The organism is Flavobacterium soli DSM 19725 (assembly GCF_000422705.1).
GTDB lineage: Bacteria > Bacteroidota > Bacteroidia > Flavobacteriales > Flavobacteriaceae > Flavobacterium > Flavobacterium soli.
On sequence record NZ_AUGO01000002.1, the window covers coordinates 188,712 to 212,940 of the forward strand.

Sequence of the window (24,229 nt, forward strand, 5' to 3'; positions counted from 1 at the left end):
AAATGTTAATTATTTCCATCCACAAAGTATGGCTCCCATTATGGTCATTACGACAACCCAATAACCGGCTGTGATGGCAACATATTTAAACGATTTTTGCTCAAAAAGAGCATTAGTTGCGATAATAGGCAAGGCAATGAACAAAGCGGCCATGCAACCGTGTAAAGCACCGTGTTGGAAAGTCCTGAATTTCTCTCCGTGTGTTTGCATGTACGTTAGGAAAGCCGGGTCAGTGACATCCCCACCAGCAAGTTGAGCAGCTCCAACTTGGTGTATTACCATAGTTGGCATGAAAAAAGCTAACATTACAGCAAACACAAAAGTTAGTCCGAAGATTTTCGCCATATTACCTTTCTTGGCGCTTTCTTCGGTCATCCCGATTTCTCTCATCCAAGTATTTCCGAAAACTTTTGGGTTATACCAGATAAAACCCACTACAAAACTTGATAATGCTGCCACAAGTATGGCTAAATAATTTGGTTCCATAAATAATTGTTTTTAGATTTTGTTACTCAAAAGTAAATAAATTTTATTAAAAAATTAACAATTGTTTATTTTATGGAATAGTTTTTTATTAACTATGTTTTTTTGCTGGAACTTAAATAGTGTTATTTGTTTCTTCTTTAAAAAGATAAGCAACTAATCTTTCAATTCGGGGTGCAATGATTAGGATGGCTGGAATAGCAATCGTATAGGACAAAAGCCACGATTTAATCCAAATCCTAAAGAATTTTTCGGTGAAGCCTATATTAATTGCTATCAATAAAAATGAAATAATACAGGTTGTGATTACCCCCATAATCATTGCAAAAGCTATTTTTCGTTTCATTTGATGTCGGTCTTTAGTAAGTTGGTGTAGCCTTTTGCTAAAAGTTTTGATTTGTCAGCATTCCATATTTCGCATTGGGCATTTACAATTTGCTTTCCTTTTTTATTGATGTAAGTTTCGGCAATGATAATGTCATTTTCCTTCGCAGAATAAAAATAATCAATGGCATTGTTGATGGTGACATAGAAATGAGGTTCTCCATAACAAATCAAAGTTGCTCCAATGGCATCATCTATTATCGCAGCTGTGATACCGCCGTGTAACGTTTTGAATGGATTGGTCATTTCGTGTCGGATTGTATATTCAAATGAAAGTTTTCCTTCTTCAACAGCAATCATTTTGGGCTTTAGCCAATTCATAAATGGGGAAGGAGAGCTGTTAACTTCCTTCCCAATATGGCTTTTCAGGAATTCAAAAGCGTGGTTTTTCATTATAAATCAATTAGCATTCATAGCAATTAAAGCATCGGCTGGAGAAGAATGAAACAAGTCATAAATTGCAGACGTTTGGCCTACGTGAATCTCGTATCTGTTTTCTTCCAAGGCACTGAAAAGATCATTGGCAACTTGTGTTGGTGAAATTCCATTTTCGCCACCAATTTCTTTTGAAAAATCAGTGTTTACAAGAGGAGGCATTACTTCGAATACTTTTATGTTTGATTCATTTTCTAATGCAATTCTTAATGTTTGTGTGTAAGAATGCAAAGCAGCCTTGCTTGCGGAATAGGTTGCCAATCTAAGTGTAGGAACGAATGCAACAATAGACGAAACATTTACAATTGCAGCACTTTCTTGGCTATTTAGGATAGGCAATAATTTTTCCGTAAGCCTTACAACCGAGAGAAAATTTGTATTCATCTCGTCGGAAGCCTTTTCGAATGCATTTACGTTTGGTGCCAAAAGATTAAAATAGGAAGCACTTCCTGCATTGTTGATCAAAATATTCAAATTCGGAAAATCTGTTGAAATATTTTTAACTAATTTTTCTACATCCTGCTCGTTAGTAATGTCGCAGGTAATGGTCGAAACGTTTTCAAGTTTCGAGGCCGCTTGTTTAAGCTTCTCTTCATTCCTGCCGGTGATAATAACATGATTATCAGCTTGCGAAAATAATTTAGCGATTTCAAAACCTATTCCTGAACCGCCACCTGTAACCAAAATTGTGTTTTTACTTGTTTTCATATTTAAAGTTATTTTAATATACCAATCGGTATATTTTTAATTAAAAAAAATTAGTATGTATTAATTTGTGTTTTCAATGAATCCATTAATAGTGTCAGATAATTCAATTTACCGGTTAATTTGGTAATCATCACGGCTCCTTCAATCATAGCAAGAATAGTCAATGCTGCTTCTTCTGGATTTGTTTCTGGTTTAAATTCCTGCTGTTCAATTCCTTTTTCGATAAGATAAACAATGCTGTCTTTCCAATACATAAAAGCGTTCTTTGTAACTTCTTTTAATTGTGGATGTGTATCATCCGACTCGATTGCGGTATTTAAAATAGGGCAACCGCCTGTTGCAAATAATCTAGTAAAGGAGTTTTTATAAAGCTCAGGGTAAACAAGAAGTTTTTCCTTGTAGCTTTTTTTCTTGTCAACTTCGGAATTAAACAAGGATTGCATCTTCTTAGTATTGTATTCAAAAACGGCAAGAGCTACTTCGTCCTTATTTTTGAAATTACCATAAACACTTCCTTTTGTAAGGCCAGTTGCTTCTGTGATGTCGTTCAATGAAGTTCCTGCGAAACCTTTTGTGTTAAAAAGGGTTGCGGTTTTCTCGATAATAAACGATTTGGTTTTCTCGGCCTTATTCATAATAATTAAATAATCTAAGATGATACTGCAAAATTATACCAATCGGTATTATTTGCCAAATGTTTTAAGGTTTATTTTTGAATTATTTTTTTAAAGATGTTTACTGGATATATATTTTTAGGAGCGACAATAGTAATCTATGGTTGCTATCCATTAGAAAATGTACTACATTTAGAATAAAAAAATGGAAACATATACTTCAAAACAGGCAAAAAATGAATTGTCAAAGATAAAAGGATGGTCCTTCCGAAACGACGGGATTGAAAAGGAGTTTGAATTCAGGGATTTTGTGAAAGCCTTCGGGTTTATGACAAGGGTGGCGCTGTCGGCGGAAAAGGTAAATCACCATCCCGAATGGTCCAATGTTTATAATAAAGTGCATATCAGATTGACCACACACGATGCCGGAGGCTTGACGGATAAAGATTTTGAATTGGCGCGAAAAATTGATGATGTATTTTGAATAGGAATAACTAAGGTTTGTTAATGGTTTTATTTGTAGCGGTAAGGATTCAAATAGCTAACAAGTTTTTTCACGACTATTGTAGTAATTTGAAAATTATTATTCTATTTATACTTGCTCAAATCTAAATTAAGAATAGTGCCTACTCTGCTAAACTCTTCATTAATCTTTGCATTCAGGATTAATTGTTCATTTTTTATTGGATGATTAAAAATCAACTGATGTGCATGAAGCATCATTCCTTTCAGGTCGTAATTTTCCAACCATAATTTATTTTGTTTATTACAACCATGTGGACGACTTCCTAAAATGGGATGAACGATATGTTTGAAATGTTTTCGTAATTGATGCATACGTCCAGTTTCGGGAATCGCTTCTACCAAACAATATCGTGACGTTGGTTTGTTGTTAAATTCAAGTTCCACTTCGGCATTTTGCAAACGGTGAAAGTAGGTTATTGCATTTTGTATAATGTTATCATCATTGGTTAAATCATAATCAATGGTTTGTTCTTCGGGTGACCAACCACGTAAAATGGCTAAATATTTTTTTTCGACTTCACGTGTGGCAAAACGATCATTCATAATTTTTAAAACCTCTTTATCCAAAGCAAATAACAATACACCAGATGTTTTTCGGTCTAACCGATGAATGGGGTAAACATGGCGACCTATTTGATTTCTCAATTCTTGAATAGCATACACTTTTGCATCGCGTGCATAAAATGATTTGTGAACCAACAATCCACTTGGTTTGTTAATTGCTATAATATATTCGTCTTGGTATAGGATTTCTAACATTTGGCAAAAGTAGAGGAGATTTCTATTAAAATCACTTTTATATTTTTTTATTTCTATGCCTCTCTGAAGTCTTCCAATTGCTTCAATGCTGTGCGAATGTCTCCAAAATTTGCAAACCCAACAATGAGGAATGAAGTTTTTTAAAAGTAATATAAAACAAAAAACCTCATATTTCTATGAAGCTTTTTCTTTGTAGTCCGCCGTGGCGGATAAGAGCCCTCCGATTATGATTTTGGAATTTTTTTGATAAATTCTCGTCCAACTCCAGTTTTTAAATATTTTTCATATTGCATTGCTTCAGTTTTTGAATTAAAAAATGTTATATGAATTACTTTCCAAGGTCGAAATTTGATAGTATGCCCTTTAGTTGCAAGTTCATTATGAGATTTAAATCTTGAAATTAAATCATAGGTGAAACCTACATAGGTCGTATTGTGTTTTTCAGAATATAAAATGTAGACTACAAATTCATTTTCCATTTCAAAATTGTTTTAAAAACAAAAAAGCCTCATATTTCTATGAAGCTTTTCCTTTGTAGCGGGAATTGGACTCGAACCAATGACCTTCGGGTTATGAGCCCGACGAGCTACCTACTGCTCTATCCCGCGATGTGCGTTTGTGTTTCAATATGTTTTGTTTTGAGAATTGGATTAGAACCTGTGTCCGCCGCGGCGGATATGAGCCCAAGGAGCTACCTACTGCTCTATCCCGCGATGTGCGTTTGTATTCTCAATATGTTTTTTGTTTACCAATTGAATCAGTAAAACTTAGTAGCGGGAATTGGACTCGAACCAATGACCTTCGGGTTATGAGCCCGACGAGCTACCTACTGCTCTATCCCGCGATGTTTCGAGTGCAAATTTACAACGATTATCTTGAAAAACAAGCATTTTGATGAAAAATGTTTTATTTCCTGTATTCGGCTGATATGACTACCTTTGCAAAATATAAATAAAGAATAAATGTCACACAAAGCAGGTTTTGTAAATATTATCGGTAATCCAAATGTTGGAAAATCGACCTTGATGAATGCTTTCGTCGGGGAAAGATTGTCCATTATTACTTCAAAAGCACAAACAACACGTCATAGAATTTTAGGGATTGTAAACGGAGACGATTTTCAGGTAATCCTTTCGGATACGCCAGGAATCATCAAGCCGGCTTATGAAATGCAGGAATCGATGATGAATTTTGTGAAATCCGCTTTTGAAGATGCTGATATCCTGATTTATATGGTGGAAATTGGAGAGCAGGCATTGAAAGATGAAGCTTTCTTTAATAAAATTATCCATGCTAAGATTCCGGTTTTGCTCTTGTTGAACAAGATTGACAATTCGAATCAGGAACAATTGGAAGAGCAGGTTGCGTTTTGGACGGAGAAAGTGCCGAATGCTGAAATTTTTGCGATTTCGGCTTTGCAGAATTTTAATGTAAAGGAAGTTTTTACCAGAATCATAGACTTGCTTCCGGAATCGCCAGCTTATTATCCGAAAGATACTTTGACGGACAAGCCAGAACGTTTTTTTGTGAATGAAACGATTCGTGAGAAAATCCTTTTGAACTACAGCAAGGAGATTCCGTATGCCGTTGAAATTGAAACGGAGGAATTTTTGGAGGATGAAAACATCATCAGAATCCGTTCGCTAATTATGGTGGAACGCGATACACAAAAAGGAATCATCATCGGACATAAAGGTGCGGCTTTGAAAAAAGTTGGTGTTGAAGCCAGAGCTGATTTGGAAAAATTCTTCGGGAAACAGATTCACATTGAAATGTATGTGAAGGTGAACAAGAACTGGAGAAGTAATGCGAATATGTTGAAGCGATTTGGGTATAATCAGTAGGTGAGTGGTCAGTATTCAGTTACTAGTGATCAGTTTGTCGGAAAGATTAATAGAAGCCTAAAGTTTTTCTCCCGAAACTTCGGGATAGCCCCGAATGGAGGGAAAATCCTTTTTTGTTTTTCCTTTAAAAACAAAAAAGATTTGGAAGGAAGGCGGGAATATGGATTGAACAAATGCCTTTAGTTTCGCTCCTAGAAAACATAAGAAATAATCACGTCAAAGGGTTGCTGTGAACTGTGAAGTAAAAAGAGTACCTTTGCAAAAAATATAAGATGCTGTTTTTAGAATCTAAAATCTAAAATCTACATTCTAAAATAAATAAAATGAATAACATTGTTGCCATTGTAGGAAGACCAAACGTAGGGAAATCGACGTTGTTTAACCGATTGATTAAGAGAAGAGAAGCTATTGTTGACTCGGTTTCGGGTGTGACCCGTGACAGGAATTATGGAAAAAGTGAATGGAACGGGAAGGAGTTTTCGGTGATTGACACAGGTGGTTATATCCGAGGTTCTGAAGATGTTTTTGAAGCAGAAATCAGGAAACAGGTGGAGCTTGCTATCGATGAGGCCGATGTAATCATTTTTGTGGTGGATGTTGAGGAAGGTATCACGCCAATGGATGATACGGTTGCGAAGTTATTGCGTAAGGTTACCAAACCGGTTTTGTTGGCCGTGAACAAGGTGGATAATGCGATGCGTGAAAAAGATGCTATAGAGTTTTATAATCTAGGATTAGGGGAATATTATACGTTTGCAAGTATTTCTGGAAGTGGAACTGGGGATTTGATGGATGCATTGATTGATGCTTTTCCAGAGAAACCACAGCCGACTCAGGAAGAAATAGAATTGCCTCGTTTTGCAGTTGTAGGTCGTCCGAATGCTGGAAAATCAAGCTTTATCAATGCCTTGATTGGTAAGGAACGTTTTATGGTGACAGATATCGCTGGAACAACTCGTGATGCGATTGATACCAAATTTGATCGTTTTGGATTTGAATTTAACTTGGTGGATACTGCGGGAATTCGTAGAAAAGCCAAAGTGAAGGAAGATTTGGAGTTTTATTCGGTGATGCGATCGGTTCGTGCGATTGAACATGCCGATGTTTGTATCTTGATTATAGATGCAACTCGTGGATTTGAAGGGCAGGACCAAAGTATATTTTGGTTAGCCGAGAAAAACAGGAAAGGGGTTGTAATTTTGGTAAACAAATGGGATTTGGTGGAGAAAGACACGATGTCAACGCGTGATTATGAAGCTAAAATCAGGGAAGAATTGATGCCATTTACGGATGTGCCTATTCTTTTCGTATCGGCTTTGACAAAGCAACGTTTGTTGAAAGCTTTGGAAGCTACGGTTCAAGTATATGAGGCGAGAAAACTAAGAATACCCACTTCAAAATTCAACGATTATATGTTGAAAGTAATAGAGGGTTATCCGCCACCAGCTTTGAAAGGGAAATATGTGAAGATTAAATATTGTATGCAATTGCCAACCGCAACGCCACAGTTTGTGTTTTTTGCGAATTTGCCACAGTATGTGAAAGAGCCTTACAAGCGTTTCTTGGAAAATAAAATTCGTGAGAATTGGGATTTTTCTGGAGTTCCTATAGATATTTATATTAGGGAGAAATAGATTTTCGGAAATTTTGATTTAAATTTGAGTAGGAAATATTTTGATTATGAAAATTCAATTTCAAACTAAAGACGAAAGCAATAAGACACAATTGGAAGATTTTTTGAAACTTTCCAAGGGTGAACGTATTTATAGTTTTTTGAGATTGATGTATCAGATGAAACAGTTTCCAATGAAGGAAGAACCATCAAAATCAGGAAATTTTGTAATCACTATAAAGTCAAAGTAATGTCTCAACCCTGGGAAGAAAACATTGAAAGCTTTGTAAGATTAGCCAATAAGCATAAGGTTAGGATGTTGATGGTTGGTGGTGGAGCTGTTAATTTTCATGGTTATCAACGACATTCTGCAGATGTAGATTTTTGGATTGAAACTACAGATGAAAATTTTAGAAAACTTGTGGCAGTTTTTAATGAGATGGGATATGAGATACTCGATTTTCCAGAAACGGTTAAGAATCAACAGCAAAATATTTCGATAAAGTTTTCGCCATTGGATTTGGATTTAGAATTAATCACCAATTTTTCTGTCAATAAATCATTTGATGAAGCTTATAATGATAGTGAAAAAGTTACTGTAAAAAACAATGACTTTTTAAGCTGGAATGTACTTTCGCTAGAAGATTTAATCACTAGTAAAGTCAAAGCCAGCCGACCGAAAGATTTACTTGATATCCAGCAACTAAGAGAAATTAATAAAAAATAGTTCTAAAGCCGAAGCGAAAGTTTCGGGTTTTTTATTTAAATCAGATACCAATTCTTCTAAACACTTATATTTTACTATTTTTATCGTTCTAAAAAACAAGAATGCTATTCAATACAGTTAGTTTTGCGATTTTTCTGCCAGTTGTTTTGGTGCTGTATTGGTTTGTCACTTCAAAAAACCTAAAGCTTCAAAACCTATTGTTGCTTTTGTCAAGCTACTTTTTTTATGCCTGTTGGGATTATCGGTTTTTGTTTTTGTTGATTTTTTCTACTGGATTGGATTATTTTACAGCAATTAAAATTGATGATACATCCAATGTCAAGCTAAAGAAGTTTTGGCTTTGGTTGAGTATCTGCATCAATTTAGGTTTTCTTAGCGTTTTTAAATATTATAATTTTTTTATTGAATCGTTTTCCGAAGGGCTTTCCTCTTTCGGTGTAGAAAATAGCTTGTGGACGCTAAATATAATTCTTCCTGTTGGAATTTCGTTCTATACTTTTCATGGTTTGTCTTATATTATCGATGTTTACAAGGAAAGGATAAAACCTGAAAAATATTTTATAGATTATGGTGTTTTTGTAAGTTTCTTTCCGCTTTTAGTAGCGGGACCCATTGAAAGAGCAACTCACTTATTGCCACAGATTAAGAAAAAAAGATTTTTTTCTGATGTTTGTTTTAGAGATGGTTTGAAGCAAATTTTATGGGGGCTTTTTAAAAAAGTTGTTATTGCTGATAATTGTGCAAGATATGTAAATGTGGTTTTTGATAATTCTGATGATTATTCAGGAAGTACCTTAGTCTTAGTAGCGATTCTATTTGCGTTTCAAATTTATGGAGACTTCTCGGGATATTCGGACATTGCATTAGGTTCAGCCCGGCTTTTTGGGATTGATCTACTTAAAAACTTTGCTTTTCCTTATTTTTCAAGAGATATTGCCGAGTTTTGGCGACGTTGGCATATTTCACTTTCTTCGTGGTTTAAAGATTATGTCTATATTCCGTTAGGAGGTTCAAGGGGAACAATGCTAAAACAGGTTAAAAATATATTTATAATTTTTCTTTTGAGTGGATTTTGGCATGGTGCTAATTGGACATTTGTTTTTTGGGGACTTATTAATGCAATTTACTTTTTGCCCCTTTTGCTATTGAATAGGAATCGAAATAATATTGAAATTGTAGCAGCTAAAAGTTTTTTCCCTTCTATGAAAGAATCTCTACAGATGCTATTTACTTTTGGACTTACAACTTTTGCTTGGATCTTTTTCCGTTCAAATAGTCTTCAGGATGCTTTTTCGTTTATATCAAATATTTTTACGAAATCATTGTTTTTAAAGCCAGAAATCCATCCAAAAACGACCGTTATGTTGATTTTTGTTTTTATAATTATTGAATGGTTCGGAAGAAGAGATGAATATGCCATTGCTAAAATGTTTCAAGATCAACCTAGATTTATTAGATGGACGTTCTATTATTTGATTGTATTTGCCATTTTTTATTTCAGTGAAAATGAACGCCAATTTATTTATTTCCAATTCTAAATGAAAAACAGCATTCAAAAGATTTTTATTTTTTTAATTCCCATCTTTTTGGCTTGGGTCTTTGTGGAGTATTTTTACCAAACGGTTCCTAATAATTATACCTCGAAACATGAAAACATTAACAAAAATATCAATGAAATCGAGGTTTTGCTTTTTGGGAGTTCTCATTGTTTGTATGGATTAAACCCTAAATTTTTTTCAAAAAACACCTTCAATCTTTCAGGAATCAGCCAGACTATTTATTTTGACAAACTGCTTTTGGAAAAATATATAGACCGTTTGCCTAAACTCAAACAAGTGGTTTTTTGTGTTGAGTATACCAATTTGAGTCAGAAAGATAATACACAGGAGGATGTTTTTAGGAAATATTATTATGAAAGATTCATGGACCTGGATGTGCCAATTGTATCAGATTATGACCCAAAAAAATATAGTTTGGCCTTGACTAGAAGTTTGGGAGCTTCCTTGGATTTGATGTCAAAATATTATAAAAAGGGAACCATACTAAATTGTGATGCAAAAGGTTGGGGAAATGATTATAAAAAAGAAAGAAGAATTTCTCCTGATATTGTGGCAAAAGAACGAGTAGCGGCCCATGAAGATGGTTCTATAGACTTTACGCTAAATAAAAAAAGAATTAACTATCTCATTCAAGAATGCAAAAAACGAAATATTGAAGTTTTGATTGTTTCGATGCCAGTTTCTAAAGCTTATTCTGAAAATTTAAATAAAGAGAAATTGCAACTTATATTTGACACATGTAAAGAGCTAGAAACTTCTAATCTTGATAATGTCTATTACCTAAACCTTTTTGATGACCGTCGTTTTGTGGATGAAGATTTCTTCGATGCGGATCATTTAAACGAAATAGGAGCTGAAAAGTGTTCTAAAATTGTAAATACCTTTTGTAAATAATATTTCTTTTACAGCAATTATCAAATGTAGGTTTTCGGTATCAAAAATTTGACATAAATGTAATTCTGTTAAATTTTGTGTAAGAAATTATTTCATTTAATACTAAATCACTTAATTCGCAGTTAGTATTGGAACAAAAACAAAAAACAAAACATTCATGCACAAAACTTATTCGACCTTGCTCTTGCTTTTAGTGGTCAGTTTTTCATCTTTCGGACAAAGCACCATTACGATTAAGGGAAAAATCATCGAAGATACTTCGAAACTTCCTTTGGAATCGGCAACTGTTTATCTTACTTCAGCTCAGGATTCGACCATTATCGATTATACGATTTCTGACAAGAACGGAAATTTTTCGTTATCGACTAGAAAAATTACAAAGCCTGTTTTTTTGAAAGTTTCCTTTATGGGTTTTGAGGATTATACTCAAGAAATTACCGAATTGTCTGTGAATAAGGATTTCGGGGTTTTAAATATTAAAGATCAACCCAATAGTTTGAATGAAGTTGTGGTGACGGGCCAAGCTCCACCTGTTAGAATCAAGCAAGATACTTTGGAATTCAATGCTTCGTCTTTTAAAGTCCGTCCAGATTCAAATGTCGAAGCCCTGCTGAAACAATTGCCTGGTGTTGAGGTCTCTTCTGACGGAAAAATCACGGTAAACGGAAAAGAAGTCAATAATATCTTGGTTAACGGAAAACCTTTTTTCGGTAAAGATGGCAAAGTAGCCACTCAAAATTTACCCGCTGATATTATCGAAAAAGTACAAGTTTCGGATACTAAAACCAAAGAAGAGGAACTGGCGGGACAAGCTGCAAGTTCTGAAGAAAAAACGATTAATTTGACGATTCAAGAAGACAAAAACAAAGGCTTGTTTGGGAAATTCAGCGGAGGTTTGGGAACCGATGATCGTTATGAATCCAGCGGATTGATTAATTATTTCAAGAATGACCAAAAGTTTAGCTTTTTAGGATCTTCAAATAATATCAATTCAGTAGGATTTTCGATGGATGAAGTTTTTGACTCAATGGGTGGTGGTCGAAACATGTATTCCAGTAGTGATGGAAGTTTTAATATCGACGGTCAACAATTTGGTGGCGGAAACGGTATCACACAGTCTAATATGATTGGGTTGAATTATTCGGATAAAATAGGCAAGAATATCGATCCGAGTGCGAGTTATTTTTACAATTCCGCCGAAACTGAAAATGATACAAGAAGTAAAATTGAGAATCTTTTGCCAGAAAATAAATTCACAACAGAATCAATGGGTTCTACAAGAAATGTTAGTAATGGTCATAATGTAAATGTCGAATTTGAAGCGAAATTAGACTCACTGACAACCTTAAGTGTTCGTCCAAATCTAAGAAAAAACAATTCTAGATTTACGGCAACCAGAGCTCAAAATTCAGTGGATGAATTTGGCGAAGCTTTAAACGAAAGTAACAGTTATACAAATAATACTTCCGATAATATGTCTTTTCAGAATGATTTATATTTTTTCAGGAGAATGAAAAAGAAGGGGAGAAGTCTTTCGTTTAATTTTAATAATGATAACTCTAATAATCAATCGGATAATCAGGATATTTCGTCTACAGTTTTATATAAGGAATCTGTAAATGAAACTATTAGCCGAAATTTGATTGAAAACAATGAAGATAAAAACGACAAGTATTCGGCTTCTATTACATATTCTGAACCGATAACGGATTCACTGAGTTTTTCTGTTGGAGGTCGTTATACTTGGAGGAATTCGGTTGATGATACAGAAACTTTTAATTTTGATGGAGCAAACAACCAATATTCGATTAAAAATGATTCCCTTTCAAATTACATTAATTCGACAACCAAAATTGTAAATCCATTCGTTTCTTTAAATATTCGAAAAAAGAATTATAGTGGTAGAATTAATTTTGGAACCGAAATTACCCGATTTGAAAACTTCTCGAATTACTTGGATGAAAATACCAAGTTGAACAAAGATTATATTTTTCCAACAGTGAATGGATATTTCAATTATCGCTTTTCGAAATCAAAATCGGTTTACATGAATTACAGGTATTCGGTGAATTTGCCAACTGCCAATCAGATTTTGCCTGTGATCAATATTTCGAATCCGTTGAACACGATTGTAGGAAATCCTGATCTGGATCCCACCAAGAGACATGGTTTTTACTTCGGTTTCAATAATTATGATTATGCCACACGTTCAGGATTTTATTTGTATTCTGGAGGAACCATTTACAATAATCAGATCGTTTCATCAACGGTTTTTGACGATAGTGCAAAACGAAGCACAACCTTTGAAAACACGGGAACTACTTATGATGGTTATATAGGTTTTAGTTTGGACAAATCTTTCAAAACAGAAGGTCATACTTTTAAATACAGTTTAGGAATAAGTGCAAATTATGATTTGTCTAAGGGTTTAACCAATAATCAAGCCTATGAAGCTGAGGCACTTTCGCTAAATCCTGAAGTTGAATTCTCATGGGAATATGGCGAATTGTTGACTATCACTCCAAGTTATCGCTACAATTTTAGCGATACCAAGTTTAAGAATTATTCGCTTGACGGTTCGTCGAATTTTACCCATAATCTCAAATTAGAAACCACATCCTATTGGCCGAAACATTTTGTATTTGGAAATGATTTTGGTTATACCTATAATTCTAATATTGCCGATGGTTTCCAGAAGGATTTCTATTTGTGGAACATGAGCTTGGGGTATAATTTCTTTAAGGATCAATTATTAGCAAAAGTGAAAGTATATGACTTGCTGGATCAGAATGTGAATGCCACCCGGACCATTACGCCAACAGCCATTCAGGATGTCGAAAACACGGTTTTGAGACGATATGCTATGTTTTCGTTGACCTATAAAATTGAAAAATTTGCTGGGAAGAAAAAGAATGCTTGGGAAGAATAGGATGTTTTTAGAATAGTTGTTTTAACACGAATTGCACCAATTTTCACGAAATAATTAGCGAAAATTGGTGCAATTTGTGTTTAATCCTATTGTGGTTTTATTGATAAAATTGTTTGAAATATTCCTGAATTTCCTGATCGAATGCGGGGTTTTTCAAAAGAGAAAACGTCTCATCTTTCATCATAATAAAATCTTCTTCATTGAATTGGTTCTCAAAATTTCGATTCATAAAATCAGCCAAACTTTGCAAGACCAATTTTATTTCATCTTCAGAAATCCCTTTGTTTTGAACGTGTCGAGTCCGAATTAGATAAGCGCCAGTATGTGTGGCTACTTCAATCACTTTTTCTATAGAAATCTGATTTTTAGCGATCAATTTTCCAATAAAGTGATCCATTTGCTGATGAATTAATTCTTGTATTGTCATGCTTTAATTGTTTAAATTACCATCCCCCAGAAGCACCACCGCCAGAGAATCCGCCTCCGCCAAAACCTCCACCGAAGCCACCGCCTCCACTAGAGAATCCTCCACCAGACGAACCACCACCAAAGCCGCCTCGACCAAGACTACTCAAAATGATCATATCGGCTAAATCGAATCCTCCACCTCCGCCACGGTTTCCGGAATTTCCTCCACCTTTATTTTTTGCAATAATGATGATAATGATGATAAAGATGATGATGAAAATAAATGGAATCGGACTTCCATCTGATTTGTTTCTTTTTCTTTCACCTTTGTATTTTCCTTTTAAAACATCAAAAATAGCGTCAGCCCCTTTGTCTAAACCTTTATAGTAATTTCCGGTTTTGAATTCAGGACTGATAATATTTCGAATGATTTCTCCCGCAATTCCAGCAACAAGTCGGTCTTCAACGCCATATCCAGGACGAATACTCATTTTCCTGTCATTTTTTGAAACTAAAATGAAAACACCGTTATCTTGTTTTTCTTGTCCAACTCCCCATTTGTGTGCCCAATTCGTAGCTACCACACCTACATCTTCTCCGTTCAAACTTTCAATAGTAACCACTACAATTTGTGTTGTTGTAGAATCGGAATATTTGATTAATTTATCTTCTAAATTAGATTTTTCAGAAGCGTTTAAAAGTTTTGCATAGTCGTATACACTTGTTTGAAAACTAGGTTTTTTAGGGATAGTAAACTGTGCAAATCCAAAACTAACTTGAAGCAAGAAAGCAATCAGTAAGTATTTAAGTTTCCATTTGGAATTTGTGTTTTTCATTTTTTGGAATTTCATTCTTTATCCTTTTGAAATTTCATTCGATAATTCGTCCTTGTCTCCCTCTGTAAAAGGAAAATATTGTTCGAGTCTTTCGCCAGCTCTTAGAATTCCAGCAACCAAACCTTCCTTGTATTTCTTTTCCTTAAAATTAGAAATCACAATATCTCTAGTGCAATCCCAAAAGTCATTTTCTACGGCTTTATCAATTCCTTCATCGCCAATAATAGCAAAAGCATGGTCTGCAACTCCAACGTAAAATAAAACACCATTTCGAAGAACGGTTGCATCCATACCTAAAAAATGAAAAACCTCCTGAGCTCTTTCGAGCGGAGGTTTTTCAGTATGATTTTCAATGTGAACTCTTATTTCCCCAGAAGTATTTTTTTCGGCTTTACTAATCGCCTCAACAATTTCTTGCTCTTCTTCTTTGGTTAAAAAATCTTCAACTTTTGACATTTAATTTTATTTAGAATTTTACTTCAACTGGTTTCTCGGCACCTTCAGTAGATTTGAAATAAGGTTTTTCTGGATATCCACTCAAGAACCAACTGTTAGGAATAGAAAGAACATATCCATTATACACTTGAACTGATTCGTTAAATCTTGTTCTAGCTGTCAAAATTTGGTTTTCTGTGCTTGCCAATTCATCCTGTAATTTCAAGAAATTTTCATTAGCTCTCAATTGAGGATACGCTTCAACAGAAACCAATAATCTAGATAAACTAGAAGAAACATTAGACTGTGCTTGTTGGAATTGAGCCATTTGTTCTGGAGTAACATTACTTGGGTCGATTGTCACTGAAGTTGCTTTTGCACGAGCTTCAACAACAGCTGTCAAGGTTGTCTTTTCAAAATCAGCAGCACCTTTTACGGTATTGACTAAATTTCCAATCAGGTCATTCCTTCTTTGGTAGGCTGTTTCAACATTTCCCCATTCTTTTCCGACCGCTTGGTTATGTTTCAAGGCTGTGTTTTTGATTCCAACGACCCAAAATCCGATAATTACTACAACCGCAATAATAATTCCTACAGGTATTAACCACTTTCTCATTTTCTTTTTTGTTTTAGTTTTTATTTGTTTTAATGTTCTATTTTTTATAATTCATTTTTAATATTCACCAACTGTACTTTTATACTTTCAAGCTTGCTGATGATTTCAAATTTATCCAATGTTTTCTTTTGTCCTTCCTTCAAATGCGTTTTGGCACCTTCCAAAGTAAAGCCTCTTTCCTTGACTAAATGATAAATCAGTTGCAGGTTTTTGACATCTTCTGGAGTAAACATTCTATTGCCTTTTGCATTTTTTTTGGGTTTCAGAATATCGAATTCCTTGTCCCAAAAACGAATCAGGGATGCATTTACATCAAAGGCTTTCGCCAATTCGCCAATACTGTAATATCTCTTGTCTGGGTTTAAATCTATATGCATTTATCTAGTTCTGGTTCAAAGTTTAAATTATTCAATCATTAATCCAACGACTGATTTTCTTGGTTCGCTAATTTAGAAATAACAACAAACTCTGCAGCTGAAATATTTCCGTAATAAAAATTCAACGGATTCACGACTTCTCCGTTTTTATGCACTTCATAATGCAAATGTGGAGCTTCGCTTCGTCCCGTACTTCCAACATATCCAATCACATCACCACGTTTGACTCTTTGTCCGGCTCGAACCTTATATTTGCTCAAATGTCCGTATAAAGTCTCATATCCAAAACCGTGCCTGATTACGATGTGGTTGCCATAGCCTGAAGCTGTGTTGTCAGCCCTGTCAACAACGCCATCACCTGTGGCATAAATGGGAGTTCCAGTCTTGGCAGAAAAATCCATTCCGGCATGAAATTTTCTCACTTTCGTGAATGGATCGCTCCTATATCCAAAACCCGAAGCCATCTGCTTCAATTGTTCATTTTTTACAGGCTGGATTGCAGGAATTGCCGATAAAAGCTTCTCCTTTTCCTTCGCCAATTTCAAGATTTCATCCAAAGATTTTGATTGTATTGCCAATTGTTTCGAAAGCACATCAACACGTTTTGTAGTATTGGTCACCAATTCAGAATTGTTATAACCTTCCAAATCCTTATAACGGTTTACACCACCAAATCCAGCCTTTCGTTGTTCGTCAGGAATCGCCGAAGTGTTAAAATAAACGCGATATAAATTATTGTCTCGTTCTTCTACATTCTTCAAAACCTCGTCAATCTGGTCCATTTTCTTGTTCAAAATCGAATACCTCAATTTCAAATTCTCAATCTCACGAGCCTGAAGCCTGTCCTTCGGTGTTTCAAAAAAAGGCGTATTCAATAAAACCACAAATCCAAGCACTCCAAACAAGCCAGATGACAGCAAAAACAAAGCAATATAGCCAAACCGTTTCCTTTTCTTGGTAACGATTTTTCTATAGGCCAAATTTTCAGAATCGTAGTAATATTTTACCTTCTTCATATTTTAAAATATGCTATTTTTGCACCTTCAAAAAGGTTGGTCGAACAAATTTAATAAATGTTTCATTGGTTCGGGGAATTTTGATTAGATAATTTGAAAATTTAGATAATTTGAAAATAGTTCAAATGTTCTACAAAAACCGAATTGTCTAATTGCCAAATTATCAAATTATCAAATTTAAAAAATGAAATCACAAGACATTCGCAAGCAATTCTTAGACTTTTTCCAAAGCAAAGGACACTTAATAGTTCCTTCGGCTCCAATTGTCCTAAAAGACGATCCAACCCTGATGTTCAACAACTCAGGAATGGCACAATTCAAGGAATATTTTCTTGGAAACGGAACCCCTAAAAGTCCACGAATAGCCGATACTCAAAAATGTCTTCGTGTTTCAGGAAAGCATAATGATTTGGAAGATGTAGGTTTTGATACCTACCATCACACGATGTTCGAAATGCTAGGAAACTGGTCGTTTGGCGATTACTTCAAAAAAGAAGCTATCAACTGGGCTTGGCAATTGCTGACAGAAGTGTATAAAATCCCAAAAGAGAATCTATACGTTTCAGTTTTCGAAGGAAATCCAGCCGAAAATGTTCCGTTCGACCAAGAAGCTTGGGACATCTGGAAAGAATTGATTGATGAAGACCGAATCATTTTAGGAAATAAAAAAGATAATTTCTGGGAAATGGGCGACCAAGGACCATGTGGACCATGTTCAGAAATCCACGTTGATTTACGTCCGGAAGCTGAAAAAGCTTTGGTTTCAGGAAAAAGCTTGGTCAACAACGATCATCCACAAGTGGTTGAAATCTGGAACAATGTATTCATGGAGTTCAACCGTAAAGCAGATGGTTCTCTTGAAAAATTACCAGCACAACACGTTGATACCGGAATGGGATTTGAGCGTTTGTGCATGGCTTTGCAAGGAAAAACTTCGAATTATGATACCGATGTTTTTACACCGCTTATCGAAAAGTTAGAAGAAATAACAGGATTCAAATATACTTCTAACGAAGTAAAAGACATATCAGAAGAACTAAACAAAACAAACATTGCCATCCGTGTGATTGTGGATCACGTTCGAGCCGTTGCATTTGCAATTGCTGATGGACAATTGCCTTCGAACACTGGAGCGGGTTATGTAATCCGTAGGATTTTACGTCGTGCAATTCGTTACGGATTTACATTCTTGAATACAAAAGAGCCTTTTATTAATAAATTGGTGGAAGTTTTGGCCAACCAGATGGGCGAATTTTTCCCAGAAATCAAGTCGCAACAACAATTGGTTACGAATGTAATTCGTGAAGAAGAAGCTTCGTTTTTGAGAACTCTAGACCAAGGTTTGCAATTGGTTGAAAACGTAATCACAGCAACAGAAGGAAAAATTGTTTCTGGTCAAAAAGCGTTCGAATTATACGATACATTCGGTTTTCCAATTGATTTGACGGCTTTGATTTTAAGAGAAAGAGGATTGGAATTGGATGAAGCTGGTTTCGAAAAAGCGATGTTCGAACAAAAAACCCGTTCACGTGCAGCATCCGAAACTTCTACTGACGACTGGACGATTCTAGTGGAAGGTAACACCGAAACTTTCGTTGGATACGATCTTTTGGTAAACGAAGTAAAAATCACACGTTACAGAAAAATCGATTCTAAAAAAGACGGAAAACTATATCAGATTGTTTTAGATCACACACCATTTTATCCAGAAGGAGGAGGTCAGGTTGGTGATAAAGGCGTACTTACAAGTGCAAACGAAACCATCGAAATTTTAGATACCAAAAAAGAAAACAACTTGATTTTGCATTTCACGAAAAACCTTCCTGAAAATGTAAATGCTACCTTCATGGCTCAAGTTGATAAGAATTTAAGATCAGATTCAGCAAGCAATCACTCGGCTACACACTTGTTGCACCAAGCCTTGAGAACGATTTTAGGAACACATGTAGAGCAAAAAGGTTCGCTTGTAAGTCCAAATTATTTACGTTTCGATTTTTCGCATTTTGCAAAAGTGACGGAACAAGAATTGCATCAGGTGGAAACGTTTGTAAACGAAAGAATCCAAGACCAATTGCCATTGATTGAAAGAAGAGACATTCCATTCGCTCAAGCAGTTCAAGAAGGAGCAATGGCTTTGTTTGGAGAAAAATATGGAGATAATGTCCGTGCGATTAAATTTGGTGAAAGCATGGAATTGTGTGGAGGAATCCATGTGAAAAATACAGCCGACATCTGGCAATTCAAGATTGTTTCGGAAGGAGCGGTTGCGGCAGGAATTCGTCGTATTGAGGCCATTACCAATAAGAATGTAAAAGAGTATTATGTTTCTCAGGAAGAAACATTGAAGGAAATCAAGGAAGCGTTGAAAAACCCTCAAGATTCAGTTAAGGCCGTACTTTCTCTTCAAGACGAAAATGCAAAGTTGAAGAAACAATTGGAAGTTTTGCAAAAGGAAAAAGCAAAAAACTTAAAAGGTGATTTGGCAAAAGAAATCCAGGAAGTGAATGGCGTGAAATTCCTAGCCAAGCAAGTTGATTTATCTGCCGAAGGTGCGAAAGATTTGGCGTATGACTTAGGAGCTTTGGGTAACAATGTATTCTTAGTTTTGGCTACAGCCGAAGAAAACAAACCGATGTTAACCTGCTATATCTCTAAAGAATTGGTTGCAGAAAAAGGTTTAAATGCTGGACAAGTTGTGCGAGAATTAGGAAAATTCATCCAAGGAGGCGGAGGAGGTCAGCCGTTTTTTGCTACAGCTGGTGGAAAAGATGCTTCGGGGATCGAGAAAGCGTTGGAAAAAGCGATTGATTTTATAAAATAAATAAAACATGAAAAAATATATTTTCGCGATAATAGGATTAGTAATTTTAGGAGCTTGTAGTTCAGACGATAATGGTTCTCAAGCTATAAATCTAAATAATTTAATTGGCAAGTGGTATTTAAAAGGCGGAACTACAAATGGTGGTGCTTTTGAAAATTATAATCACGAATGTGTCACATCTAAAGATTACCAAGAGTTTTTTGCCAATGGAGATTTAGACTTTGTTGGTCATGATGTTGAATGCGAAGTCAACGACACGGATTCTTCCCAATGGAGTATAAGTGGCAATATCTTGACAGTTTCCAATCAGGAATTTGACCCGATGATATATTCCTATGAATATACAATAGAGAGCATTACTTCTGAGGAACTTCGTTTGAAAGAAACAGTAGAAATACCGGGTGGCACTGAGACTCGAATTATTTATATGACAAGAAATTAAAAACAACAAAATGAAAAAAATACTATTTCTTTTAAGTGTAATTGCACTTTTGTTAAGTTCATGTTCTAGTGACGATGGAGGTACAACTAATTCGGATTTCACTCTGGTAAAAAAAGCCGTCTCGGTTGAAGCAGACGGTAGCGAGGGAATGACGTTTAATTATTCTTATAGCGGCAATAAAATTAACACGGTTCAGGTTTTGAACGGTCAACAAGTAAAGTATTTTTATACCGGAAACCTAATAACCAAAGTAGAGCGTTATGAAACAACCAATGGTATGTTGGAATTTGAAGTTGTTTATCAATATGATGAAAATGAAAGACTTATAAAGGAAGAATCAAAATATTTTATAAATTCAAGTCTGACAACTCGAAACTTTACTTATGAACCAGATGGCACTGTTTCTTTCTTAGTGTATTCAGGCGAAATAGGGAGCATAACAGAGCTTAGATCAACAGGAAAATATTTTTTGAATGAGGATCAAGAGGTTGCTAAAGTCGAAACCACCAATATCAATACAAGTAGTACATCAACCGCTAATTATACATACGACAATCAAAACAATGTATTTAAGAACGTTTTGGGTTGGGATAAGTTGTTTTCACCAACGGGTAACTACCATAATGTGCTGAGTACAATCTATCTCGATGCCAACCAAGTTGTTCTTGAAACCAGCTCAAACCAATATGAATATAATAGTGCAGGATACCCAACGTCTGTTACAACTACAATTGGTAGTACTAGTGCTAAAGTCAATTATTTCTACTAAAGACAGTTAAAGGTATATTGTTTAATGCAATTCAGAACCCAAATACCCATTTCAAAAAGTAATCATTCCATAGATTACAATTCCAAACTGGTGTCTTTGGGTTCTTGCTTTGCAGTGAATATTGGTGAAAAATTCGAGTATTTCAAGTTTCAAAATACCATCAATCCGTTTGGGATTATCTTCAATCCCGTTTCTATTGAAAAGATAATCAGGAGAGTTGTAGAGAAGCGACTTTTTACAGAAAAAGATATTTTCTTTTTTAATGACAGATGGCATTGTTTTGAGGTCCATTCAGAATTAAGTTCTTCCGATAAGGAATCTTTCATTATAAAATTAAACCAAATAATTGAACAGTTTTATCTCCAAATTTCTGAAGCTACTCATTTCATAATTACCTACGGAACTTCATGGGTGTATCGCGAAAAAGAGCATTTTGAAATAGTAGCCAATTGCCATAAAATACCCCAAAAACAATTTGATAAGGATTTACTTTCGCTGGAAACTATCGAGAGAGCAATTCACAATACAATCGGTTTAATTCAAAAAATCAATCCAACTTGTACTTTTATTTTTACGATTTCTCCTGTTCGTCATATAAAAGATGGCTTTGTAGAAAATCAAATCAGCAAGGCACATTTAATTTCGGCTTTGCATTCTTCCATCTCTCAACTTCCAACTTCCACCTATTTCCCTAGCTACGAAATCATGATGGATGACCTTCGAGATTATCGGTTTTATGCAGAAGACATGCTCCATCCTAACCAAACTGCGATTGATTATATCTGGAAGCTTTTTGCGGAAGCACACTTTTCCGCCGAAACATTTTCTACAAAGAATGCGATAGAGAATATTCAAAAATCGCTTAACCACAGGCCTTTTGATCCAAATGGTAAAGACCATCAGAAGTTTTTATCCCAGCTTCAGGATAAAATAAAATCTGTGGAGGAAAAGTTTCCACACATTCGATTTTAAAATATTTCTAGCTCAAAATTCATTTACTGTATTTGGATGCAGTATTTTCTAATATACGAATTTCTTCGTATTGTATCCTTTTTGCATTAAGTCCAACTTTGCCTTAATCAAAAAGATACCCTTATGAAAACAATTACCACTTTTTTTAAAATTTGCTTTGCAGTGATTATCTTGTCCATGGTGTCCTGTAGTAGCGATGATTCGGGAGAGCCGAATCTACCTGAAGGGCCAGTAAATACAGGCGAGTTAAAACTTTTTGCAATTGATACTGCAAAAGTGAATTCCATTAGTGTTATGGGAACAAATGAGCAAACGGTTTTGAACAAGCTTGTCAATTCCAGCAGTTATATTGCTGATTTTTGCTTGAGTCCTGATGGAACTCAGTTTATTTATGTAAATCATCAAATGGAAGGCACCGTTCCCAATTTGGTTTTTATTAGAGAAATCAGAAAGGCGAATATTGATGGTTCTGGAGATGTGAAACTCTATGAGATTCCTGACAATGAAATACATATTGGCAAGATTAAATTTTGTAGTGATGGCAAGATTTTTTTCGGAACCTATACAAATTTCCCTAATGTTACAAGGAATTTGCATCTAATGAATGCTGACGGAACCGGTTTGACGGACTTGAATTGGGGTTCGGATGTGATTGATGTTTCGGATAACAGGGAATATTATCTTGTGAATACTAGTTCTGGTCCTCAAATCCTGGATGCCGATGCTGATAATGGAATGCCTGGGTTGTATCATGCCGAAAACATGAGCATTGCTGAGACAATAGAGGACGGAGTTTTTACTGCTGATGGCAAATTTGTTGTTATTCCCTATAAAGAAGGGAATGCTGTAAAAGCCAGAATAATTGACATGGCAACAAAAACGTCTGAAACGATGCCACTTATTTCAGGACTTGGAACAGGCTGGAGCCTATTTCATCTGGAAATGGCTTCGGATGGAAAAAGAGGTGTCATAACAATTGCTGGAGCAGATTATACAAAATCTAAGACTTATGTTTTCAACATCGAAACGGGTGTTGTTGAAGCCCCCTTTGAAAACAACGACGAGAATATATTCGATGTTTATGCTTTCTAATAAAATAAATTATACTTTTTTAATACTCTAAAACAATTTAAACAATGAAAAATTTTAAAACAATTGGTTTGACAACTTTGACAACTTTATTCTTAGTACTTTCATCTTGCAGCTCAGATGATGGCGGTGGTGCTACAGGTTTGGCTTTGGATACTTATGTGAATGCAAAAGTTGATGGTCAAAATTTCGAAACCTTTTCGATTCAAGGAGTTTCTTTAGGAACGGCTGCCAGAGATGGTTCATTTGTGACAGTAACCGGAATTTCTAAGGCATCGGCTACTGCTACTGAGCAGAAGGTTATTACGATTGCTTTGATGGATGTTACAGGTCCTGGGACTTACACCGTAAATGCTACTACAAATGCTGGGGTTGTATCTTATTTCGAATCAGCTAACAATACAAGTTGGGAGTCTGGTAGTTGTGATGCAGGAACAGCGACTGTGGTGGTTACTACTTTTAATACTGCTAAAATTGAAGGAACTTTCACGATGACAGGTGCAAACTCGGATGATTGTAGTACAAAAAGTATCACAAATGGAACCTTTAAAGGAACCTTTATTAACTAGGCTTCTATTCAAATCATGAAATAAATACGGTCTTTTGGCCGTATTTTTTATCATAATAGAGTAAAATTATCTAAAAAAAAACATTATGATTATAGTATTGATGAGTCTGATTGTTGTGCTTGTTAGCGTCATTATTTATTTAATTTTAGATTTTTATAAGCAAAAGAAAATTTTTAGCGAGAAGATAGAGGTTTTAGAAGAAATCATTTTCCAAATTAGAAGAAAACGATTAATACAATCCGATCAACTCAAGCTAACAGCAGATTTTGAGGAGCATTTAAAATCAGCAAGAACAATTTTGAATAATGATATTTTTAAATTGAACTATGAAATGCTTGATTTGTTAAAACAAAAAGATATGTTAAAAAAACTGTAGTAATTATTCTTAAAATAATGAATATATAAT

At 35.1% G+C, this 24,229-nt stretch carries 28 protein-coding genes and 2 tRNA genes; 15 read left to right on the plus strand and 15 right to left on the minus strand.

Going from position 1 to position 24,229, the window contains the following annotated elements:
• Positions 1-9: 9 nt before the first annotated feature.
• From G508_RS0103920 to G508_RS0103940, 5 genes are all read right to left on the minus strand, one after another.
• The gene (locus G508_RS0103920) at positions 10-486 is read right to left on the minus strand and encodes a DUF1761 domain-containing protein (RefSeq protein ID WP_026704098.1); all 477 of its coding nucleotides are present in this window, start codon (positions 484-486) and stop codon (positions 10-12) included.
• Between the two features lie 112 nt (positions 487-598).
• On the minus strand, positions 599-829 hold the full coding sequence (locus G508_RS0103925) for a DUF2798 domain-containing protein (protein WP_026704099.1): 231 nt from the start codon (positions 827-829) through the stop codon (positions 599-601).
• Positions 826-1,260 carry a PaaI family thioesterase gene (locus tag G508_RS0103930; RefSeq protein WP_026704100.1) on the minus strand — a complete coding sequence of 145 codons (435 nt, stop codon included), beginning with the start codon at positions 1,258-1,260 and terminating at the stop codon, positions 826-828. Before G508_RS0103930 ends, G508_RS0103925 begins: the two co-directional genes overlap by 4 nt.
• 6 nt (positions 1,261-1,266) lie before the next feature.
• Positions 1,267-2,010 carry an SDR family oxidoreductase gene (locus G508_RS0103935; RefSeq protein ID WP_026704101.1) on the minus strand — a complete coding sequence of 248 codons (744 nt, stop codon included), beginning with the start codon at positions 2,008-2,010 and terminating at the stop codon, positions 1,267-1,269.
• A gap of 50 nt (positions 2,011-2,060) precedes the next feature.
• Positions 2,061-2,645: a TetR/AcrR family transcriptional regulator gene (locus G508_RS0103940; RefSeq protein ID WP_026704102.1), complete on the minus strand. Its 585-nt coding sequence runs from the start codon at positions 2,643-2,645 to the stop codon at positions 2,061-2,063.
• Between the two features lie 184 nt (positions 2,646-2,829).
• Between G508_RS0103940 and G508_RS0103945 the strand changes: the two genes are divergently transcribed.
• Positions 2,830-3,108 (plus strand): 4a-hydroxytetrahydrobiopterin dehydratase, encoded by a 279-nt coding sequence (locus G508_RS0103945; RefSeq protein ID WP_026704103.1) that lies wholly within the window; start codon positions 2,830-2,832, stop codon positions 3,106-3,108.
• A 104-nt stretch (positions 3,109-3,212) separates the two neighbouring features.
• On the opposite strand, the gene G508_RS0103950 is transcribed toward G508_RS0103945, so the two are convergent.
• The 4 genes from G508_RS0103950 to G508_RS0103965 form a co-directional block, all read right to left on the minus strand.
• Entirely contained in the window at positions 3,213-3,908 is a 696-nt protein-coding gene (locus G508_RS0103950; protein WP_026704104.1) for a pseudouridine synthase, read from the minus strand.
• 224 nt (positions 3,909-4,132) lie between these two features.
• A complete protein-coding gene (locus G508_RS0103955) occupies positions 4,133-4,387 on the minus strand; it encodes a GIY-YIG nuclease family protein (RefSeq protein ID WP_026704105.1) in 255 nt (84 codons plus the stop codon).
• Between the two features lie 56 nt (positions 4,388-4,443).
• A tRNA-Met gene (locus G508_RS0103960) sits at positions 4,444-4,516 on the minus strand.
• Positions 4,517-4,679: 163 nt separating this feature from the next.
• Positions 4,680-4,752, minus strand: a tRNA-Met gene (locus tag G508_RS0103965).
• 118 nt (positions 4,753-4,870) lie between these two features.
• Between G508_RS0103965 and era the strand changes: the two genes are divergently transcribed.
• The 7 genes from era to G508_RS0104000 all read left to right on the plus strand — a co-directional run bounded on the left by era (position 4,871) and on the right by G508_RS0104000 (position 13,473).
• Positions 4,871-5,752 carry a GTPase Era gene (gene era / locus G508_RS0103970; protein WP_026704106.1) on the plus strand — a complete coding sequence of 294 codons (882 nt, stop codon included), beginning with the start codon at positions 4,871-4,873 and terminating at the stop codon, positions 5,750-5,752.
• 323 nt (positions 5,753-6,075) lie between these two features.
• Positions 6,076-7,386, plus strand: a complete 1,311-nt coding sequence (gene der, locus G508_RS0103975) for a ribosome biogenesis GTPase Der (RefSeq protein ID WP_026704107.1) — start codon at positions 6,076-6,078, stop codon at positions 7,384-7,386.
• Between the two features lie 46 nt (positions 7,387-7,432).
• Positions 7,433-7,615 carry a hypothetical protein gene (locus tag G508_RS0103980; protein ID WP_026704108.1) on the plus strand — a complete coding sequence of 61 codons (183 nt, stop codon included), beginning with the start codon at positions 7,433-7,435 and terminating at the stop codon, positions 7,613-7,615.
• Entirely contained in the window at positions 7,615-8,091 is a 477-nt protein-coding gene (locus G508_RS0103985) for a nucleotidyl transferase AbiEii/AbiGii toxin family protein (protein ID WP_026704109.1), read from the plus strand. Before G508_RS0103980 ends, G508_RS0103985 begins: the two co-directional genes overlap by 1 nt.
• A gap of 101 nt (positions 8,092-8,192) precedes the next feature.
• Positions 8,193-9,629, plus strand: a complete 1,437-nt coding sequence (locus G508_RS0103990) for an MBOAT family O-acyltransferase (RefSeq protein WP_026704110.1) — start codon at positions 8,193-8,195, stop codon at positions 9,627-9,629.
• On the plus strand, positions 9,630-10,544 hold the full coding sequence (locus G508_RS0103995) for a hypothetical protein (protein WP_026704111.1): 915 nt from the start codon (positions 9,630-9,632) through the stop codon (positions 10,542-10,544). It begins immediately after the preceding gene.
• 157 nt (positions 10,545-10,701) lie between these two features.
• On the plus strand, positions 10,702-13,473 hold the full coding sequence (locus G508_RS0104000) for an outer membrane beta-barrel protein (protein WP_026704112.1): 2,772 nt from the start codon (positions 10,702-10,704) through the stop codon (positions 13,471-13,473).
• A 97-nt stretch (positions 13,474-13,570) separates the two neighbouring features.
• On the opposite strand, the gene G508_RS0104005 is transcribed toward G508_RS0104000, so the two are convergent.
• From G508_RS0104005 to G508_RS0104030, 6 genes are read right to left on the minus strand one after another with little or no spacing between them, the layout of a single operon-like run.
• Positions 13,571-13,900 carry a hypothetical protein gene (locus tag G508_RS0104005; RefSeq protein ID WP_026704113.1) on the minus strand — a complete coding sequence of 110 codons (330 nt, stop codon included), beginning with the start codon at positions 13,898-13,900 and terminating at the stop codon, positions 13,571-13,573.
• 16 nt (positions 13,901-13,916) lie between these two features.
• Complete coding sequence (locus G508_RS0104010) at positions 13,917-14,717, minus strand: TPM domain-containing protein (protein ID WP_245569840.1); 801 nt, start codon at positions 14,715-14,717, stop codon at positions 13,917-13,919.
• A gap of 18 nt (positions 14,718-14,735) precedes the next feature.
• Complete coding sequence (locus G508_RS0104015; protein ID WP_026704115.1) at positions 14,736-15,173, minus strand: TPM domain-containing protein; 438 nt, start codon at positions 15,171-15,173, stop codon at positions 14,736-14,738.
• 10 nt (positions 15,174-15,183) lie between these two features.
• The gene (locus G508_RS0104020) at positions 15,184-15,768 is read right to left on the minus strand and encodes a LemA family protein (RefSeq protein WP_026704116.1); all 585 of its coding nucleotides are present in this window, start codon (positions 15,766-15,768) and stop codon (positions 15,184-15,186) included.
• Positions 15,769-15,812: 44 nt separating this feature from the next.
• On the minus strand, positions 15,813-16,145 hold the full coding sequence (locus G508_RS0104025) for a MerR family transcriptional regulator (RefSeq protein WP_026704117.1): 333 nt from the start codon (positions 16,143-16,145) through the stop codon (positions 15,813-15,815).
• A gap of 38 nt (positions 16,146-16,183) precedes the next feature.
• On the minus strand, positions 16,184-17,161 hold the full coding sequence (locus G508_RS0104030; RefSeq protein WP_026704118.1) for a M23 family metallopeptidase: 978 nt from the start codon (positions 17,159-17,161) through the stop codon (positions 16,184-16,186).
• A gap of 184 nt (positions 17,162-17,345) precedes the next feature.
• Between G508_RS0104030 and alaS the strand changes: the two genes are divergently transcribed.
• The 7 genes from alaS (at position 17,346) to G508_RS0104065 (ending at position 24,199) form a co-directional block, all read left to right on the plus strand.
• Positions 17,346-19,982, plus strand: a complete 2,637-nt coding sequence (gene alaS, locus G508_RS0104035; protein ID WP_026704119.1) for an alanine--tRNA ligase — start codon at positions 17,346-17,348, stop codon at positions 19,980-19,982.
• Between the two features lie 7 nt (positions 19,983-19,989).
• Complete coding sequence (locus tag G508_RS0104040) at positions 19,990-20,424, plus strand: lipocalin family protein (RefSeq protein WP_026704120.1); 435 nt, start codon at positions 19,990-19,992, stop codon at positions 20,422-20,424.
• A gap of 10 nt (positions 20,425-20,434) precedes the next feature.
• The gene (locus G508_RS0104045; protein ID WP_026704121.1) at positions 20,435-21,193 is read left to right on the plus strand and encodes a membrane lipoprotein lipid attachment site-containing protein; all 759 of its coding nucleotides are present in this window, start codon (positions 20,435-20,437) and stop codon (positions 21,191-21,193) included.
• A gap of 24 nt (positions 21,194-21,217) precedes the next feature.
• Positions 21,218-22,165 (plus strand): GSCFA domain-containing protein, encoded by a 948-nt coding sequence (locus tag G508_RS0104050; RefSeq protein WP_026704122.1) that lies wholly within the window; start codon positions 21,218-21,220, stop codon positions 22,163-22,165.
• Between the two features lie 123 nt (positions 22,166-22,288).
• Entirely contained in the window at positions 22,289-23,257 is a 969-nt protein-coding gene (locus G508_RS0104055) for a TolB-like translocation protein (protein WP_026704123.1), read from the plus strand.
• A 44-nt stretch (positions 23,258-23,301) separates the two neighbouring features.
• Entirely contained in the window at positions 23,302-23,823 is a 522-nt protein-coding gene (locus G508_RS0104060) for a hypothetical protein (RefSeq protein WP_026704124.1), read from the plus strand.
• Between the two features lie 85 nt (positions 23,824-23,908).
• Positions 23,909-24,199: a hypothetical protein gene (locus G508_RS0104065; protein WP_026704125.1), complete on the plus strand. Its 291-nt coding sequence runs from the start codon at positions 23,909-23,911 to the stop codon at positions 24,197-24,199.
• Positions 24,200-24,229: the final 30 nt, after the last annotated feature.

Excerpts from the sequence above, each read along its gene's own strand:
- G508_RS0103945 (WP_026704103.1), top strand. The coding sequence starts at position 2,830 with ATGGAAACATATACTTCAAAACAGGCAAAAAATGAATTGTCAAAGATA.
- alaS (WP_026704119.1), top strand. The coding sequence starts at position 17,346 with ATGAAATCACAAGACATTCGCAAGCAATTCTTAGACTTTTTCCAAAGC.
- G508_RS0104050 (WP_026704122.1), top strand. The coding sequence starts at position 21,218 with ATGCAATTCAGAACCCAAATACCCATTTCAAAAAGTAATCATTCCATA.
- G508_RS0103995 (WP_026704111.1), top strand. The coding sequence starts at position 9,630 with ATGAAAAACAGCATTCAAAAGATTTTTATTTTTTTAATTCCCATCTTT.
- G508_RS0104040 (WP_026704120.1), top strand. The coding sequence starts at position 19,990 with ATGAAAAAATATATTTTCGCGATAATAGGATTAGTAATTTTAGGAGCT.
- G508_RS0104015 (WP_026704115.1), bottom strand. The coding sequence starts at position 15,173 with ATGTCAAAAGTTGAAGATTTTTTAACCAAAGAAGAAGAGCAAGAAATT.
- G508_RS0104020 (WP_026704116.1), bottom strand. The coding sequence starts at position 15,768 with ATGAGAAAGTGGTTAATACCTGTAGGAATTATTATTGCGGTTGTAGTA.
- G508_RS0103930 (WP_026704100.1), bottom strand. The coding sequence starts at position 1,260 with ATGAAAAACCACGCTTTTGAATTCCTGAAAAGCCATATTGGGAAGGAA.
- G508_RS0104000 (WP_026704112.1), top strand. The coding sequence starts at position 10,702 with ATGCACAAAACTTATTCGACCTTGCTCTTGCTTTTAGTGGTCAGTTTT.
- G508_RS0104010 (WP_245569840.1), bottom strand. The coding sequence starts at position 14,717 with ATGAAAAACACAAATTCCAAATGGAAACTTAAATACTTACTGATTGCT.
- G508_RS0104065 (WP_026704125.1), top strand. The coding sequence starts at position 23,909 with ATGATTATAGTATTGATGAGTCTGATTGTTGTGCTTGTTAGCGTCATT.
- G508_RS0103980 (WP_026704108.1), top strand. The coding sequence starts at position 7,433 with ATGAAAATTCAATTTCAAACTAAAGACGAAAGCAATAAGACACAATTG.
- G508_RS0103925 (WP_026704099.1), bottom strand. The coding sequence starts at position 829 with ATGAAACGAAAAATAGCTTTTGCAATGATTATGGGGGTAATCACAACC.
- G508_RS0104005 (WP_026704113.1), bottom strand. The coding sequence starts at position 13,900 with ATGACAATACAAGAATTAATTCATCAGCAAATGGATCACTTTATTGGA.
- G508_RS0103950 (WP_026704104.1), bottom strand. The coding sequence starts at position 3,908 with ATGTTAGAAATCCTATACCAAGACGAATATATTATAGCAATTAACAAA.
- G508_RS0104055 (WP_026704123.1), top strand. The coding sequence starts at position 22,289 with ATGAAAACAATTACCACTTTTTTTAAAATTTGCTTTGCAGTGATTATC.
- era (WP_026704106.1), top strand. The coding sequence starts at position 4,871 with ATGTCACACAAAGCAGGTTTTGTAAATATTATCGGTAATCCAAATGTT.
- G508_RS0104060 (WP_026704124.1), top strand. The coding sequence starts at position 23,302 with ATGAAAAATTTTAAAACAATTGGTTTGACAACTTTGACAACTTTATTC.
- G508_RS0104030 (WP_026704118.1), bottom strand. The coding sequence starts at position 17,161 with ATGAAGAAGGTAAAATATTACTACGATTCTGAAAATTTGGCCTATAGA.
- G508_RS0103920 (WP_026704098.1), bottom strand. The coding sequence starts at position 486 with ATGGAACCAAATTATTTAGCCATACTTGTGGCAGCATTATCAAGTTTT.
- G508_RS0104045 (WP_026704121.1), top strand. The coding sequence starts at position 20,435 with ATGAAAAAAATACTATTTCTTTTAAGTGTAATTGCACTTTTGTTAAGT.
- G508_RS0104025 (WP_026704117.1), bottom strand. The coding sequence starts at position 16,145 with ATGCATATAGATTTAAACCCAGACAAGAGATATTACAGTATTGGCGAA.
- G508_RS0103985 (WP_026704109.1), top strand. The coding sequence starts at position 7,615 with ATGTCTCAACCCTGGGAAGAAAACATTGAAAGCTTTGTAAGATTAGCC.
- G508_RS0103940 (WP_026704102.1), bottom strand. The coding sequence starts at position 2,645 with ATGAATAAGGCCGAGAAAACCAAATCGTTTATTATCGAGAAAACCGCA.
- G508_RS0103990 (WP_026704110.1), top strand. The coding sequence starts at position 8,193 with ATGCTATTCAATACAGTTAGTTTTGCGATTTTTCTGCCAGTTGTTTTG.
- G508_RS0103955 (WP_026704105.1), bottom strand. The coding sequence starts at position 4,387 with ATGGAAAATGAATTTGTAGTCTACATTTTATATTCTGAAAAACACAAT.
- G508_RS0103935 (WP_026704101.1), bottom strand. The coding sequence starts at position 2,010 with ATGAAAACAAGTAAAAACACAATTTTGGTTACAGGTGGCGGTTCAGGA.
- der (WP_026704107.1), top strand. The coding sequence starts at position 6,076 with ATGAATAACATTGTTGCCATTGTAGGAAGACCAAACGTAGGGAAATCG.